14 protein-coding genes and 1 pseudogene are annotated in these 16,026 nt (G+C 32.7%); 8 read left to right on the forward strand and 7 right to left on the reverse strand.

All coding sequences use genetic code 11. From position 1 onward, the window contains the following. Positions 1-36 precede the first annotated feature (36 nt). Complete coding sequence (gene priA, locus ACGH80_RS03395) at positions 37-2,205, reverse strand: primosomal protein N' (protein ID WP_411630532.1); 2,169 nt, start codon at positions 2,203-2,205, stop codon at positions 37-39. Between the two features lie 202 nt (positions 2,206-2,407). Between priA and moaC the strand changes: the two genes are divergently transcribed. From moaC to frdD, 8 genes are all read left to right on the forward strand, one after another. Continuing rightward, the gene (gene moaC / locus ACGH80_RS03400) at positions 2,408-2,893 is read left to right on the forward strand and encodes a cyclic pyranopterin monophosphate synthase MoaC (protein ID WP_065590346.1); all 486 of its coding nucleotides are present in this window, start codon (positions 2,408-2,410) and stop codon (positions 2,891-2,893) included. Between the two features lie 10 nt (positions 2,894-2,903). Beyond that, positions 2,904-3,149: a molybdopterin synthase sulfur carrier subunit gene (gene moaD, locus ACGH80_RS03405; protein ID WP_065560773.1), complete on the forward strand. Its 246-nt coding sequence runs from the start codon at positions 2,904-2,906 to the stop codon at positions 3,147-3,149. A gap of 4 nt (positions 3,150-3,153) precedes the next feature. Then, positions 3,154-3,597 (forward strand): molybdopterin synthase catalytic subunit MoaE, encoded by a 444-nt coding sequence (moaE, locus tag ACGH80_RS03410; protein WP_296300277.1) that lies wholly within the window; start codon positions 3,154-3,156, stop codon positions 3,595-3,597. A 60-nt stretch (positions 3,598-3,657) separates the two neighbouring features. Next, positions 3,658-4,356: a Bax inhibitor-1/YccA family protein gene (locus tag ACGH80_RS03415; RefSeq protein ID WP_085165522.1), complete on the forward strand. Its 699-nt coding sequence runs from the start codon at positions 3,658-3,660 to the stop codon at positions 4,354-4,356. Positions 4,357-4,526: 170 nt separating this feature from the next. Further along, positions 4,527-6,371 carry a sulfatase-like hydrolase/transferase gene (locus ACGH80_RS03420; RefSeq protein ID WP_411630533.1) on the forward strand — a complete coding sequence of 615 codons (1,845 nt, stop codon included), beginning with the start codon at positions 4,527-4,529 and terminating at the stop codon, positions 6,369-6,371. 572 nt (positions 6,372-6,943) lie between these two features. Continuing rightward, complete coding sequence (locus tag ACGH80_RS03425; RefSeq protein ID WP_411630534.1) at positions 6,944-7,294, forward strand: hypothetical protein; 351 nt, start codon at positions 6,944-6,946, stop codon at positions 7,292-7,294. Between the two features lie 272 nt (positions 7,295-7,566). After that, positions 7,567-7,962, forward strand: coding sequence for a hypothetical protein (locus ACGH80_RS03430; RefSeq protein WP_411630535.1), 396 nt, complete (start codon positions 7,567-7,569; stop codon positions 7,960-7,962). A gap of 14 nt (positions 7,963-7,976) precedes the next feature. After that, positions 7,977-8,333: a fumarate reductase subunit FrdD gene (gene frdD / locus ACGH80_RS03435; protein WP_411630536.1), complete on the forward strand. Its 357-nt coding sequence runs from the start codon at positions 7,977-7,979 to the stop codon at positions 8,331-8,333. Between the two features lie 82 nt (positions 8,334-8,415). On the opposite strand, the gene ACGH80_RS03440 is transcribed toward frdD, so the two are convergent. From ACGH80_RS03440 to ACGH80_RS03465, 6 genes and pseudogenes are all read right to left on the reverse strand, one after another. Next, positions 8,416-9,279, reverse strand: coding sequence for a hypothetical protein (locus ACGH80_RS03440; RefSeq protein WP_411630537.1), 864 nt, complete (start codon positions 9,277-9,279; stop codon positions 8,416-8,418). 246 nt (positions 9,280-9,525) lie between these two features. Continuing rightward, positions 9,526-11,109, reverse strand: a pseudogene (yejF, locus tag ACGH80_RS03445) (microcin C ABC transporter ATP-binding protein YejF); the annotation flags it as partial. Next, the gene (locus ACGH80_RS03450; RefSeq protein ID WP_065574164.1) at positions 11,109-12,137 is read right to left on the reverse strand and encodes an ABC transporter permease; all 1,029 of its coding nucleotides are present in this window, start codon (positions 12,135-12,137) and stop codon (positions 11,109-11,111) included. The gene ACGH80_RS03450 and the pseudogene yejF, both read right to left, overlap by 1 nt. Then, positions 12,137-13,225, reverse strand: coding sequence for a microcin C ABC transporter permease YejB (locus ACGH80_RS03455; RefSeq protein WP_034910220.1), 1,089 nt, complete (start codon positions 13,223-13,225; stop codon positions 12,137-12,139). Before ACGH80_RS03455 ends, ACGH80_RS03450 begins: the two co-directional genes overlap by 1 nt. Position 13,226: 1 nt before the next feature. After that, positions 13,227-15,197, reverse strand: a complete 1,971-nt coding sequence (locus tag ACGH80_RS03460; protein WP_411630538.1) for an extracellular solute-binding protein — start codon at positions 15,195-15,197, stop codon at positions 13,227-13,229. 427 nt (positions 15,198-15,624) lie between these two features. Further along, positions 15,625-15,825, reverse strand: a complete 201-nt coding sequence (locus ACGH80_RS03465; protein WP_218056962.1) for a hypothetical protein — start codon at positions 15,823-15,825, stop codon at positions 15,625-15,627. Positions 15,826-16,026 lie beyond the last annotated feature (201 nt).

Below are 16,026 nucleotides of genomic sequence, written 5' to 3' on the forward strand. Positions count from 1 at the left end.
TCTCCACTAATTAGTATTGGTGGAGATAATATCACTTTAATTATCAATGGGATCGACATCAATACTCCATCTTACTTTTGATGTTTCACTCCATTTTCCTATTACGATTAATAGTTGATCCAAAATTTTCTGTAATTGTTGTCTACTTGTATGTTGAAGTAGTAATTGCCAACGATGATATCCTGCTTTTTTCGGTTGACTTGCAGGCATTGGCCCCAACTGCCATAAAGTATTATTACTATGTTCTTTTAGCCAATCATGCACATGTTGTAAGAATGCTGGAGCGTAATGATTGTTACGATCAGCTGCACGAATTAATGTTTGGTAACTAAACGGAGGTAATTGTGTATGTTGCCGTTCTTGTAACGTTAATTTAGCAAATTTTTCATAACCTTGAGTTAGTAAAATATTGAGTAAAGGGTGATCTGGATGATATGTTTGTAAAATAACTTGTCCAGCTTTAGTTTCACGACCTGCTCTTCCTGATACTTGAGTATAAATTTGTGCAAATCGCTCAGTTGCCCTAAAATCACTTGAGAATAATGCCCCATCAACATCGACAATTCCAACTAAAGTTACATCCGGGAAATGATGCCCTTTAGCTAAAATTTGCGTGCCAACTAAAATGTGTGCGCCACCTTGTTGAATACTTTGTAAATAGTTATCTAATGCGCCTTTTTTATTCACTGTGTCTCGATCAATGCGGCTAATTTTAATATTAGGAAAGAGGATTTCAAGTTGTTGTTCAAGTTGTTCTGTTCCAAATCCAATAGGCATTAAATGAGTTGATCCACATTTTGGGCATTGTTTAGGAATCGTCCTCGGTGTATCACAATAATGACATATAAGTTTGTGTTGTTTTTGATGTAGTGTATAAGGTCTATCACAGCGAGGACATTCAGCAATCCATCCACAGTCATGGCATATTAACAATGGTGAAAAGCCTCGGCGATTTAAAAATAGCATTACCTGATTATTATTAGATAAATGTTTTTTTATTTGTTCAATTAATGGTTGAGATAAACCTGCAGTAAGTACTAACCCACGCAGATCCAAAATTGACTGTTTGGCTAGCATTGCATTACCGGCTCTTTCGGTTAATTGTAATAAATGGTATTTGTGATTTTGTACATTATTGAGTGTTTCAAGCGACGGTGTTGCGGAGCCTAAAACAATTGGAACATTGTTAAATTTTGCTCGAATAATTGCTAAATCTCGGGCATTATAACGCCAACCTTCTTGTTGTTTATAGGAACTATCATGCTCTTCATCAATAATAATCATTCCTAAGTCTTTAAAAGGAGTAAAAAGTGATGAGCGAGTGCCAACAACAATAGCATTTTCACCATGTTTACTTCTTAGCCAAACAGTGAGTCTTTGTTTATCCGTTAATCCTGAGTGCAAAATATCAATTGGCGCATTAAAGCGTTTTTTGAAACGTCCAATTGTTTGTGGTGTTAACCCAATTTCTGGAACTAGTACTAATGCTTGCTTACCTGTAGCTAATATATTAGATAGTATATTTAAATATACTTCTGTTTTACCCGATCCAGTCACTCCTTCTAATAAAAATACTTCAAATTGATGATTTTTGTTGTTGATTGTTTCTATAGCATAGGTCTGTTCTTTATTTAGCTGAATTGAACTAGTATTTGTTGAAAAATTGGTTTGCCATTGAATATTATCGGATTGGCAGTTTACTTGTTCTATAAGATTTTTTTTCTGTAATTCTTTATAAATAGTGTTATTTACGTCATTTTCAGAAAGAGTATTATTTCTGAATGATGATAATAATAATTTTTGTTTCGGAGTCCGTGATAACGATTCTAAATCAATATTTTTACCCAATTGAGTTAATTGCCATCGTTTGGTGTCTTCCTTGATTGCTTTTCGCCCTTGTCGTAATAAAACAGGTATAGAATGAAAAAGAACTTCGCCAATAGGATAATGGTAATAACTAGCAGCCCAGTTTAACAACCGCCAAATAGAAGGTGTAAAAACAGGTTCAGTATCAATAACAGTTGTAATCGTTTTTAAGCTTTCAATATCAAATTCAGTTTTTTCGTCAATACTAACAATAATTCCTATTGCGTCACGTTTACCAAAAGGAACTTTAACCCGCATTCCAACTTGAGCTGGTTTAGTTAATTGATAATCAAATATTTGGTAAAGTGGTACAGGTAAGGCTATATGAGCGATAAGCATTAAAAAATCACAGATATTATAATTTATATAAAACTATATTGTACGCAGTTTTTACATAACCCGCAAAAGTTATAAAAACAATCTAGTTTTTATTCATCTAGATTTATTACATTAATAGCCTTAAAAGGATTAGTAGTAACTATTAATAAAATTTGCTATCTTGGTAAAAATTGATAATTAATAAAATAGTAGGGATTAAAGGATGAGCGAATCATTTTCGCACATTAATCAGCGAGGTGAAGCCTGTATGGTTGATGTCTCAGAAAAACTAATAACAACACGCGAAGCAAGAGCTGAGTCATTAGTCTTAATGAATGCTGAAACATTGAAGATGATTATTGAGGGTAAACATCATAAAGGCGATGTTTTTGCAACAGCAAGAATTGCAGGGATTCAAGCTGCTAAAAAGACTTGGGAGCTTATTCCGCTTTGTCATCCACTTTTTTTGAGTAAAATTGAAATTAACATAGAAGTAGATCAAATAAAAAATTGTGTCCGAGTTCAATCGCTTTGTCGATTGAATGGGCAAACAGGTGTTGAAATGGAAGCAATGGTTGCCGCATCTATTGCAGCATTAACCATTTACGACATGTGCAAAGCGGTTCAAAAAGATATGGTGATTTCTCAAGTAAGATTGTTGACGAAAAGTGGTGGTAGGTCAGGGGAGTTTATTGCTCAAAAGGTTTAATAGATAGAAAATGAATAAAGTTATTTTTTTCGCTCAAATTAGAGAATTAGTTGGGACTGAGAGTGTTATGTTAGATGCTAATCAACTTTCAGTTTCCTATCTTATCGATCAGTTAAGTGAGCGTGGTGAACAATGGTTTTTGGCGTTTAAGGAAAACTCTGTTTTATGCGCTGTAAATCAAACGTTGGTTGATTTTGATTATATTGTGAAAGAAGGCGATGAAATCGCTTTCTTTCCTCCTGTAACAGGTGGATAATATTATGGATCTTATCAAGGTTAGTGAGCAGCCGATTGATATTAATAAGTTAAACGATTGGCTTTCACAATTACCACAAGATGGTGCTGTTGTCTCTTTTATGGGCAAAGTTCGTAGTAATGAAAAACAAACGATAAGCTTATTTTTAGAACATTATGCAAGAATGACAGAGAAAGTCTTGGCTAATATCATAGCCCAAGCTAGAGAGCGGTGGCAATTAAGTCGAGTTGCGGTAATTCATCGAGTAGGTGAAATTAGCGCAAACGAAAAGATTGTTTTTGTGGGAGCAAGTAGCGCACATCGTTCAGATGCGTTTGCAGCAGTAGAGTTCATTATGGATGTATTAAAGAACGAAGCGCCTTTTTGGAAAAAAGAACGAACGCCCCAAGGCGAAACTTGGGTTGAAGCAAAAAAAACAGATAAAGAAGCTTTGAGAAAATGGTATTAGTATTTATTTAGTATATAATGATATTAAGTTATGTCATTCTTTTTTAACGAGAGGTAATTAATGAGAAATTATTCACCTAATGGTTCGATTATTGAACAATCTAGTAATCGCGTGCAAACATACATGAGTCATGTTTATGGTTGGATGACCGTCGGATTACTATTAACAGCTCTGGTTGCTTGGTTTGCATCCAATAACTATGAGCTTTTGAACGTTTTATATCAAGGTATGTGGGTATTGCTTATTGCTGAATTTGCTTTAGTTATTGCCATTTCTGCATTGATTAATCGCCTTTCTGGAGCTGTTGCGACAACATTATTCATGCTTTATTCGGTTTTAAATGGTTGCACATTTTCGATTTATTTTATTGTTTATACTTCATCATCAATAGCAAGTGTATTTTTTATTACTGCTGGAATGTTTGCAGCTTTGGCTCTTTATGGTTATACCACTAAACGTGATTTGTCTGGTTTTGGACGCTTTTTATTTATGGGATTAGTAGGTGTTGTAATTGCTTCGCTCGTTAATATCTTCATGCAAAGCCAGCCATTAATGTGGGCTATTACGTATATTGGTGTATTTGTTTTTGCTGGATTAACAGCTTATGATACACAAAAACTGAAAGAGTTAGGCGATCAATTATCGCAGGATGATCCTAATATGTTTAGGCGATTTGTTATTTTAGGTGCACTAACCCTTTATCTTGATTTTATTAACTTATTCATTATGTTGTTAAGAATTTTTGCAGATCGTCGATAACTGTATTTCATTCAACTAAAAGGGCTCTAAATTGAGCCTTTTTTATTAAAATTTTATTAGAATCGTATTTTTTTAGTGCTAGTTTGTTAAAAAGTTTCAGGAAAGACTATGTTTCAATATAAAATACAGTAAAATTCTTATTATAATGAATTAATAACTTACTTAACACTATGAAAAAATTATACTATTTTGCCTTAATTAATCTATTTATTTCATCAATACTATCAATTCGTTTTTTTCTTGTCCCTGAGGCATCATTTAATTGGCCGAGTGTGGCATTTTCAATATTTGCTGTATTGGGGCATTTTTTCTCGGCTTATTTATTACTTTTGGTTGTTTGTATACCTCTTTTATGGTTTAAACAAGTTATTCGCAATATTATTTTAGCTGCAATATTTAGCTTTATTCAAATTGGATTATATATCGATACTATTGTATTTCAACAGTATCGATTTCACGTAAATCAATCTGTCTTATCCATGGTTTTGTCTGGACAGGTTGTCGATTTTTCGATAATTACCTATTTTTTAATGTTTACGCTTATTGTTGTTGTATTTTGCACCGAGTATTTTATTCTTTACTTGCTCAATAACAAATTAACTTCATTGCATAAAAATTCAAGAATTGTTTTATTATCAACAATATTTCTTTTTAGTTCATTTTTAATTAGTCATGTTGTGCACATGATTGCATTTTATTATGCTTATTCGCCTATTATGGTAGTGAAAGAATATATTCCACTTTATCGACCATTTACGTCGAAAAAAATCATGAATTTTTTTGACGAAAAAGGGCAACGAAAAGTCGTGTATAACAAAGATAATAGTAATGCTAGTGTTGATTACCCGAAAAATCCTTTGGTGATTAATCCAGAAAATAAAAAAACTAAAAATATTATGTTTATTGTTTTGGATTCTTGGCGATATGATACGTTTAGTGAAGAAATTTCGCCTAATACATTTCGTTTTGTTAAGCAGAATAATGGGGTCATTTTTGATAACCATTATTCAACTGGTAATGCAACACGTACAGGTATTTTTGGTTTGTTTTATGGTATTCCTGGTACTTATTGGGATTCATTTTTACGAAATAGTGTTCCTTCACTCTTTATCACAACACTACAGAAAGAAAACTATAATATTGGGATTTTTACGTCAGCTAAAGTGACTGCTCCAGAATTTGATCGAACAGCCTTTGTTACCATTAAAAATTTAAGAATTAGTAGTAAAGATGGTTCGGCATCTAATCGAGATAAACAAATTACTGATGATTGGCTTGCATGGTATAAACTACGAGATACATCTAGACCGACATTTTCTTTTTTATTTTATGATGCTCCTCATGCTTATGACTTTCCTGACGATTTTTCGGTGAAATTCAAACCTATTGGTGATCTTAATTATATGACATTGAGTAATGACACCGATCCTTTGCCTATTTTTAATCGTTACAAGCAAAGTGTTTATTATGATGATTATTTACTACAAAATATTTATGATGAGCTTGTAGAATCAGGTTCGTTAGATAATACAATATTGATTATTACAGGTGATCATGCTCAAGAGATGAATGATAATAAATTAGGCTTTTGGGGGCATAATGGTAATTACACAGATGCACAAACAAAGGTGCCTTTTATTATTATTGGTGGTAAAGAATTAGAGAGCCTTAAAAATAATAGTACAAAAATAACAAGCCATGAAGATGTCGTTCCAACCCTAATGAAACATTATTTATATGTGAAAAATGATATAAGCGATTATTCGACAGGTTATGATTTATTTAATCCTATAACTGACCGTAACTGGCTTTTGATGTCTAATTATAGTTCTTATGCGGTGAGAACATCTGATAATATTTATCTTGTTAATCGATTAGGTATTAGTCATTATATGGATTTACATAATCGTGAAGTTGATGAAGTGCCAAATTATCAATATATTCAAGAAGCAATGAATCATATGCGTTATTTTTCTCAATCAGGAAAAAATAGCTTAATAAATAAAAACAATTAATTATTAATATTAAGTTGATAATACGGTTAAATTATATAAAGCAATTTCAGGTGAAACATCTTATGATGTTTTTAGAGGATTATTTCAATCATGAAGTGTGAATAGCTCAATTCTTTTTTACAAATAATTGATAAAAATTTGGATATATAATTGATTTTATTGTTTTCATTTGTGTTAATAAAGATCCTATATATCAATAAAACAGAGATCACATTAATGTTGTTTTTGGCGTACTTTTGTTTAGCATATGATATATTAAAACTCTTTATGATTTGCTTTTAGAATAACGACATAGAGCAAATTAACACTTATGACAATAAAGTAACAATAATTGCCTTGATACCACTAAAACCGATGTAAAGGCCCTTTTATAATTTCATTAATTTGCATTATAAAAATACCTTGTTAAAATAAACCAGAAGCAAATTAAAGCATTATTCAAAAACGATATAATATTATTATTTTTAATTTATAAAAATATGGCTGGTTTGTATGATTCTGGAATTTAAAAATTATAAAAATGATCTCTTAAATCAAAGTACAATAAAAGATAAATATTAAGAATGGGTTTTATGGCTAATTTTCTAAAAAAAACATTTGGGGCATTAACTCTAGGTTATTTGATACGACAATATCTATTTTGTTTAATATTTGTTGTACCGCTTTTTTGTTTAATCATATTTAAGTTTAAAAATCCTGAAAGTATATATTTAGGTATATGTATTTTAATACAATGGGGATTATATCCATATTCTAGATTTGTTTATGAAGGTGTTGTGAATTACATAGTTGGGGATAATTTATTTATTGTACGAACAGAATTGTTCTTAATAGTAAAAATATGGACAATGGCGCTGTGTTTTGGTTTTGCTTGGTTACTTGCTCCACTAGGTTTATTATATTTATATTTTCGATCGCCTTAGTTAGATGGATTTACCTTGCTATGCATTATTAAAAATATAAGTAATATAGCAATGATAATTCTGATACTTACTTTATATTGGGCTTTCTTTTTTATCCAAGCATGACTACTCACTAAAATTAGACGTACTTTTTTATAGTATTGCTGTATTAAAAGGTTATATTATGAATTGTTATAAGTTAGCAAGATAAAGCAGATTAACACTTGTAATAACCAAGTAAAAAACTACCAAACTATTACTAGCATAAAACACAATGCTACCAAGAGAGATTTATGAATCAACAAAATACCAATAATTGCCTTGATACGACTCAAACCGATGTAAAACGCTCTTTTATAATTTCAATTATGCATAAATTAGTTCCTTTTTCGATGATTTGGGTAAGTTTAGTTTTAATGTATGGCGTAATATGTATGTACACTAACACTGTTGGACAAGATGAGTTTTACCGTTTTATCTTCTTTTTGCGTAGCCCTTTTATTGTGATGCTTAATTGTATTGCATTATTTATTAGTGTTTACCATTCAATAGTTTGGTTTAATTTAATACCCAAAGCTTTACCTTGCACAATATTTAATAAAAAATCTAACGCATTATTACTGATTGCGGGACTGTGGATGGTGATGCTAACTGTTTCGATTTTTTTATTTTTATTTGTATTGAAGTGAGTGGTATTGAATTAATGAAAAATCAACAAATTCAAGTTAAAAATACTGATGGAAAAGTCATAAAAGGATTATTTGCTTTAGGCGGTACATGGGCTGCAATTTTTTTACCAGTTGTGCTTGTCATTTTGGCATTTATTATTCCTTTTGGCGATGCAATAACACGTTCTTATATTCTTAAAATAGCCAATAAAGAAATTGGTAAAGTTTTTTTATTTTTGATGATTTCATTACCTATCTGGTGTGGATTACAACAAATTTTATCCATTTTACACGAGCGAAAAATCTATCCTAAACGTGAAAAATTACTGACGCTTGGATTAGCATTAGCATGGACATTACATGCTATTTATATATTGTTTATTCGAATGTAAGAGATATTTTTTGAATTGTAAGAACAACGGCAAAAATACACAAAACGTTATTAATCAAATCACGTTTTGTGTATTTTTAAGACTAATAATAAGTAAGTTCGCGGGTAATAGTTGTCTGTTTACCACCGTTATTATTTTTAATTTTAATTGCTGTTAGCCAATCGTTTTTTTCATTAAAGGTTGAAAAATTAGTTACATAATGAGCCGCTTCTTTGCCTGATGACATATAAGTAGCTTCAATGGTTGTTAACCGATGATGACCATTATCATATTGATACGAAAAATCACTCTCATTTTTCATATTATTACTAAATTGATACGACACTTTGGTTAACTGTTGCTCTTGATATCCAAATGTATAAATTGAAGCCCCTTTTTGTTCTTTACCTGTATAGTTACCATTCTCATCAGTTTCTTTAAGTAGCCATTGTACATTTTTATTGATAAGACAATTATTACTGTCGTATACATAATTATCTGTTTCAAAAAAGACAAAATCGGTCGCTTTTTTAGTTTGCTGTGATACGACAATTTTGCCTTGTTCATCGGTATTAAATTGGATAATGCTGTTAGTTTTATCTTCTACATCTTCAATGATATTTTCCCAACCAGATTTATTTTTTTGTAGGTGTTCCGAGTAAATACGGGTATTTTTATCTGAATAAAGATCATAATGGCTTTGTGTGATAAGTCCGTTAGAAGCATATTCTAGTTCGTGCTTAGCTGTAGAGCTGTTAGCATCCGCTCCCAATTTGGTAGTTGAAGTCCGAATCTCTTGTTTAATATTTCTTACTGGTGAGTCAATATAATCGAGGATTTGAAAGATATAGTTATTTGCCTCAACTATATTCTGAATAGGATTATCACTACAGGTTATCGCCATGGCATTTATTGGAATTATTGATAAGCAAGGGGTTAATAAAAAAGGTAGTATTCGTTTTTGCATAATAAACCTGCTAAATAGATTGGTATATTGACTTATTAACAATGGTTTTATTATAAACCATTGTTAAATTATTGCGTTGCATATTTATTTTCTACGCATTAACAAGGCATCTTCCCAACTGACCTCTCTATCTTTTTTCTTATCTTGCTGTAGATCTTGTTGAGATTCATCCTTATGAGTAAATTGCTCTGTTTTGTCAATTTTATCTTTATGTATCATAGTATTACTTTTCTTTCGAGGTGGCTTATCTAAAAATGAAAGTAATGCTTTTGTATATTCATCTTCAGGAGAATAGAAGATCTTCTCACGTGAGCCTTGCTCAATAATACTACCATCTTTCATAACAACCACTTGGTGACACATAGTGTAAACCAACGCTAAATCATGGCTAATAAACAAATAACTAAGCTGATGCTTTTCTTGCAATGATTTCAGTAAATTAATAATTTGTTTTTGAATAGTATGATCCAACGATGAAGTAGGTTCGTCTAAAATCAATAATTCTGGTTGTAAAATTAACGCGCGAGCAATCGCTATTCTTTGACGCTGACCGCCAGAAAACTCGGTCGGATAGCGATAACGCATTTCAGGATCAAGGCCAACTTCTTGCATAATATCGATTACCGCTTGTTCACGCTGAACTTTGTTTAATTTTTTATGAGTCATTAATCCTTCACTAATAATTTGCTCAACATTGAGGCGAGGATTAAGCGAAGAGAACGGATCTTGAAATACTACTTGGATACGGCTTCGAAATGGTAACAGTTTTTTACCTGTTAGATTTTGTATCGGATGGCTATCAAATAAAATATCACCTTGCGATTTAATTAGCCGTAAAATTGCTAATGCTGTAGTGCTTTTCCCCGATCCTGACTCACCTACAATACCAACCGTTTCACCTTGGTGTACAGCAAACCCAATATTGTTGATAATTTTCTTCTTTTGGCTGCTAAATAAACGTTTTTTGGTAATAACTTCAACATTAAGGTGATTAACATTAAGTAATATTCCAGGTGAATCGGGCAATGGTACAGGTTCACCTTTTGGCTCTGAATTCAATAGTGTTTGAGTATATTCATGCTGTGGACGTAAAAAGACACGCTGTTTATTATTGTATTCAATAATTTGGCCCTGTTGCATAACAGCCACTTTATCAGCAAGCTTTTTAACAATACCAAGGTTATGCGAAATAAAAAGCATACTCATATTGAGTTCTTTCTTTAACTCTTTTAGTAACTGAATAATTTGTGCCTGTACAGATACATCTAGTGCTGTTGTCGGTTCGTCAGCAATAAGTAACTTTGGATGCGTTAATATTGCCATAGCAATCATTACTCGCTGCCTTTCGCCACCAGATAGTTGATGAGGATAAGCTGATAATTTACTTTTTGGTTCCTTAATGCCTACACGATCAAGGTATTGTAAAATTTCGCCACGAGCTTGATTACGCTTCATTCCTCGATGTAACGCCAGCACTTCATAAAGTTGCTTTTCAACTGTATGTAGAGGATTTAATGACACCATCGGTTCTTGGAAGATCATGCTAATTTCATTGCCACGAACTTTACGAAGTTCTTTATCTGGCGCATGTAATAATGATTTTCCTTCAAACAAAATATCACCAGTAGGGTATACCACTTGTTCTTTACGTAGTAGTCGTAAAATTGATAATGCGGTAATGCTTTTCCCTGAGCCTGACTCTCCCACTAAAGCAAGTGTTTCTTGCTCATTAATATCAAAACTAACATTACTTACTACTTGCGATAGTAAATGCGTACCACGTTTAAATGCAACACTTAAATCCTGAACGGATAATAAAGGAGAACTCATTAATACACTCCTTTGTTTGGATCAAATGCATCTCTTACTGCTTCACCAATAAAAATAAGCAGTGACAGTAAAGTTGCAATAACTAAAAATGAACTGATGCCAAGCCAAGGAGCTTGTAGATTGTTTTTACCTTGTAGTAATAATCGTCCTAGTGATGGCGAATCAATCGGTAAACCAAAACCTAAAAAATCTAGCGCTGTTAGTGTTGTTATCGAGCCACAAAGTATAAAAGGTAAAAAGGTTAATGTTGCCACCATGGCATTAGGCAAGATATGACGAAACATAATTTTAGTATCACTAACTCCCATTGCTTTAGCTGCACGAATATAATCAAAATTGCGAGTACGCAAAAATTCAGTACGCACAACACCTACTAAAGCCATCCAACCAAATAATACGGTAATACCTAATAACCACCAAAAATTAAGCGGTAAAATACTGGCTAACAGAATAATAACAAATAGCTCTGGTAACCCACTCCATATTTCTATGAAACGTTGACCGATTAGATCAATTTTACCTCCATAATAGCCTTGTATAGCCCCAAAAATGACACCAATAATTGAAGTGAAAATCGTCAAGAAAATCGCAAAAAACATAGATATGCGAAAACCGTATAAAATATTGGCTAATACATCGAAACCTGCATCGGTGGTGCCTAACCAATGTGATGCCGAAGGCGGCGTTGGAAACGTGTTTGATGTATCATAAATTAATGTATTGTAGCTATAACGAAATGGCGCCCATAAAATCCAGCCATTAGCTTCTATTTTATTTTGTACAGCAGGATCAAGAAAGTTGGTTTGCGTGGCTAATTGTCCACCAAATTCCGTTTCTGGATAAAAATGAAAAATCGGCGAATAGTAATTATCCTGATATTTAATAAAAATTGGTCTATCGTTAACAATAAAATCAGCAAATAAGCTAATCACAAAACAGATCATAAATAACCAAAGTGAATAATAACCACGACGATTCTGTTTAAATCGTTGCCAACGCTGTTGATTAATAGAGTAATGGGTGGTCATTAGTTGCGAGCCTCAAAGTCAATACGTGGGTCAATCATCATATAAGATAAATCAGATAATAATTTAGTAATAAGGCTGATTAATGTAAAAATATACAATGAACCAAAAATCACTGGGTAATCACGTTGTATAATTGCCTCATATCCCAATAGCCCAAGTCCATTAAGCGAAAAGATAATTTCAATCAATAATGAACCAGTAAATAAAATACCAACAAAAGCTGCAGGAAAGCCCGATACAATCAGTAATGTTGCATTGCGAAAAACATGTTTATATAAAATTTTTCTTTCACTTAATCCTTTAGCACGTGCGGTTATTACATATTGTTTGCGGATTTCATCTAAAAATGAATTTTTAGTTAGCATGGTGAGTGATGCAAAACCGCCAATGACCATTGCAATAGTGGGTAAACAGATATGCCATGCGTAGTCTTTTATTTTGCCCCAAAAATCGAGTTGATCAAAATGGTTCGATATTAGCCCACGTAGAGGAAAAATATCCCAATAACTACCGCCAGCAAATAATACAATAAATAAAACTGCCAATAAAAAAGCAGGTATCGCATAGCCAATAATAATTAAGGTACTTGACCAAAAATCAAATGCAGAGCCATCCTTCACTGCTTTGCGAATGCCTAACGGGATTGAAATTAGATAAACAATCAAAGTACTCCATAATCCTAATGAAATTGAAACAGGTAAACTTTTGGCAATTAAACCTAGTACCGATTCACTTTTAAAAAAACTATTACCAAAATCAAATAATATATATTTCTTTAGTGTTTCGATATAACGTTCAAATATCGGTTTATCAAAGCCGTACTGCTTTTCTATCATTGCGACAACTTGGGGATCAAGACCGCGTGAACCGCGATAATTTGATTCATTTTTATATTGCTGCACTGGCGTAGATGAGCCACCACTCCCAGGCAATAGCCCTTGCCCTGCTTGCGGTCCGTTTTCAATCATAGCAAGCGCCTGATCAACGGGTCCACCTGGCGCAACTTGTACAATAAAAAAGTTGATAGTTAAAATCACAAACAATGTTGGAATAATCAGCAACAGTCGACGAATAAGGTAATTGATCATATTAATGTTTCCGATTTTTAGGTAGGCTAGCTGCTTTGTTTGCATCATACCACCAACTATCAACTCCGATTGCATAAGTAGGTTGTATAGCTGGTTGCCCAAATTTATTCCAGTATGCATAATACGTTTTACTGTTATACCACATTGGAATCATTGGATATTCTTGCGTTAAAATCCGATCAAGCGCTCGTCCTAGCGGGACTAACTCTTCTTGATTATCCACATGTTTGGTGATTTCAGCAATAATGGCATCAATAGCCTTATTATGCAAACCCGAAGCATTCCATGATGAGTTAAGATACTCGCTTCCCCAAAGCACTAGCAAATTAGAGCTTGGGTAATTTACGGCATAATAATCACGTGCAACCATATCATAATCACGTTCACGAACACGTCGTAATTGTTGTGCTGAATCTAGCAAGGTAATATTCATGGTGATCCCCAAACGTGCTAAATTTTGTTGAAAGGGAATGGCATATTTAATATCACTACCGAGGTAACTGATCAGTTCAAATTCAAATGGTTGCTGTGTTTTAGTGTTAATCAGCTTACCGTCTTTAACTTCCCAGCCCGCTTGTTTTAATAATTCTGCTGCCTTTAATAAATTATCACGATTAAAGCCCTGACCATCACTTTTTGGCACATAATAGGCATTGCCGAAAGCACGCTTTGGAATAATATCTTTATAAGCATTAAGCCATTTTAATTCTTGCTCACTAGGTGTGCCGATTGCGGCATAAATGGTATTTTCAAAAAAACTATAAGGTCTTTTGTAACTGTCATAATAAAAGGCATGATTTAGCCATTCAAAATCAAATGCCAAGGTAATGGCTTCACGAACTTTAATATCTTTAAATAGGTCTTTTTGTAAATTAAACGCAAGCCATCTAGTGTCGGTAGCTGTTTGAACTGGTTTTTCTTGTTTAATAATATGGTTAGAATCAAAATATCTACCTTGATATTGAGTAAACCAGTTTTTAGGTTGATCTTCAGCACGCAAATCATATTCGCCAGCTTTAAAGGCTTCTAGCGAAACGTTATTATCCATATAATAATCAATACGTTTTTCGTCAAAATTATCTAAGCCTTTATTAATAGGTAAATTACGTGCCCAATAATTCGGATTACGTCGATAAACAACATATTGCCCTAATTTATATTCGCTAATGTAGTATGGACCACTACCAACTGGTGGTGTAGTTAGTGGTTCAGAAAGATCATGATCTTTCCAAAAATGTTTCGGCATAACTCGCATACTACCAACGAATGAAAAGAGTTTTTCCCGATCGGAATCGGGAATATCAACACGCACATGGTGATCATCTATTGCCTTAACTGTAATGCCTTTATTATAAACACGATACTGAGGCACGCCTTCGGTCATAAATTTGTGAAAGGTAAACTCAACATCATGGGCAGTTATTGGTTTCTCATCTTGAAAACGAGCGTTGGAATTAATAGTAACCTCAGCCCAACGATAACTATCAGAATAAGTTATTGATGTCGCAATAAGTGGATAAAAACTAGTAATATCATCAGCCGTATTGGTAAAAAGCGTGTCATATAACGCTCCCGAATTTCGCTCAGGTGCTCCACGGCTAGCATAGCGATTCAAATTATCAAAAGAGCCAACTTCAGCCAGTTTAATTACTCCACCTTTAGGTGCATTAGGATTTACATAATCAACATGTTGAAAGTCAACATGATACTTTGGTTGACCTGAAAGTGAAAAGATGGTTTTGTGGTAAATTACCTCACGTTTTTCAGTAGGAATAACGATATCAATTTGTTTATCCTGAGATGATTGAACAGGAATATTAACATCGATTTCTTCCTCAGTTTGAGGTGAAATTGTTTGCGGTAAAATTTGTTGTTCTTCATCGGCAAAAGCAGGTGCAGAACAAATGGCTATACCACTTAGGCAACTCAAGATGAATAATATTTTTGTAGGTTGTTTAATTCGACTAATCATCCTAATTCCGTTCCTGCTTTTATTTAACAATAACATGTTTATATTACTTTTTATTTATTATTAACAAATTCAAATCATTTAAGACAATCATCATCGCCTAGCTAGGGTGTCTATTTTGCCAAACTTCAACTAAATGAGCAAAAACTAATTAATAAAGTTTATATAAAATGATAATGTTAGCGAAAAGCATACCGTTATTTTTAGATTAAACAAGCTATATTGAATCAATTATACATTTTATATTTTTCAATATGATTAACTATGCCTTACATAAATTGGGATATATTGACAGCTATCTTTTTGTGAAAAAGTTTCAGGTAACTATACGTTTCAGTATAAATATCTTGAAAATAGATAAGAAATCAAAAAAACGATTATCATTGTTCAATTGAAAAGTTGGATGTACTTACCACTCATAAAAGAAATATTACGTATTGTTGGCTAAACTCAAAATATGAATTATTACCGTTTTTGCTTGATGACTGTTTTTCCAACAAGTTGAACCTGATAATAACGTACTTTTGTTAAGAATTTCATCTAAACTAGCATTACGCAATTTATCGAAAGAATCGAAGTGCATATCTTCAAGTCTTTCAATAATTTTGGCATCCACGAATTTAAGCTCCATCAACTGCTGTCGTTCTGATTCTGAAAAGGCAATATTATTCCCATTACGTTATATTAAATATGCTTTTAAAATAATGTATTTTTGTAGCTTTTTTAAGTAGGCGCCTATTAATATTTTATAGGCATAATGCTTTGTTATTAATAGATTTTATTGAGATTATATTATAACAACATTTTTATGCCTTTTCTTTTTATTACAAAC

Origin of the sequence: Gilliamella sp. BG1 (assembly GCF_046635625.1) — a bacterium.
GTDB lineage: Bacteria > Pseudomonadota > Gammaproteobacteria > Enterobacterales > Orbaceae > Gilliamella > Gilliamella bombi.

What these genes read in the sequence shown, in the direction of transcription:
- ACGH80_RS03450 (WP_065574164.1), bottom strand. Translation starts at nt 12,137, where the DNA reads ATGACCACCCATTACTCTATTAATCAACAGCGTTGGCAACGATTTAAA.
- ACGH80_RS03455 (WP_034910220.1), bottom strand. Translation starts at nt 13,225, where the DNA reads ATGATCAATTACCTTATTCGTCGACTGTTGCTGATTATTCCAACATTG.
- moaE (WP_296300277.1), top strand. Translation starts at nt 3,154, where the DNA reads ATGGATCTTATCAAGGTTAGTGAGCAGCCGATTGATATTAATAAGTTA.
- ACGH80_RS03430 (WP_411630535.1), top strand. Translation starts at nt 7,567, where the DNA reads ATGAATCAACAAAATACCAATAATTGCCTTGATACGACTCAAACCGAT.
- ACGH80_RS03425 (WP_411630534.1), top strand. Translation starts at nt 6,944, where the DNA reads ATGGCTAATTTTCTAAAAAAAACATTTGGGGCATTAACTCTAGGTTAT.
- ACGH80_RS03440 (WP_411630537.1), bottom strand. Translation starts at nt 9,279, where the DNA reads ATGCAAAAACGAATACTACCTTTTTTATTAACCCCTTGCTTATCAATA.
- frdD (WP_411630536.1), top strand. Translation starts at nt 7,977, where the DNA reads ATGAAAAATCAACAAATTCAAGTTAAAAATACTGATGGAAAAGTCATA.
- moaC (WP_065590346.1), top strand. Translation starts at nt 2,408, where the DNA reads ATGAGCGAATCATTTTCGCACATTAATCAGCGAGGTGAAGCCTGTATG.
- ACGH80_RS03415 (WP_085165522.1), top strand. Translation starts at nt 3,658, where the DNA reads ATGAGAAATTATTCACCTAATGGTTCGATTATTGAACAATCTAGTAAT.
- ACGH80_RS03460 (WP_411630538.1), bottom strand. Translation starts at nt 15,197, where the DNA reads ATGATTAGTCGAATTAAACAACCTACAAAAATATTATTCATCTTGAGT.
- ACGH80_RS03420 (WP_411630533.1), top strand. Translation starts at nt 4,527, where the DNA reads ATGAAAAAATTATACTATTTTGCCTTAATTAATCTATTTATTTCATCA.
- ACGH80_RS03465 (WP_218056962.1), bottom strand. Translation starts at nt 15,825, where the DNA reads ATGGAGCTTAAATTCGTGGATGCCAAAATTATTGAAAGACTTGAAGAT.
- moaD (WP_065560773.1), top strand. Translation starts at nt 2,904, where the DNA reads ATGAATAAAGTTATTTTTTTCGCTCAAATTAGAGAATTAGTTGGGACT.
- priA (WP_411630532.1), bottom strand. Translation starts at nt 2,205, where the DNA reads ATGCTTATCGCTCATATAGCCTTACCTGTACCACTTTACCAAATATTT.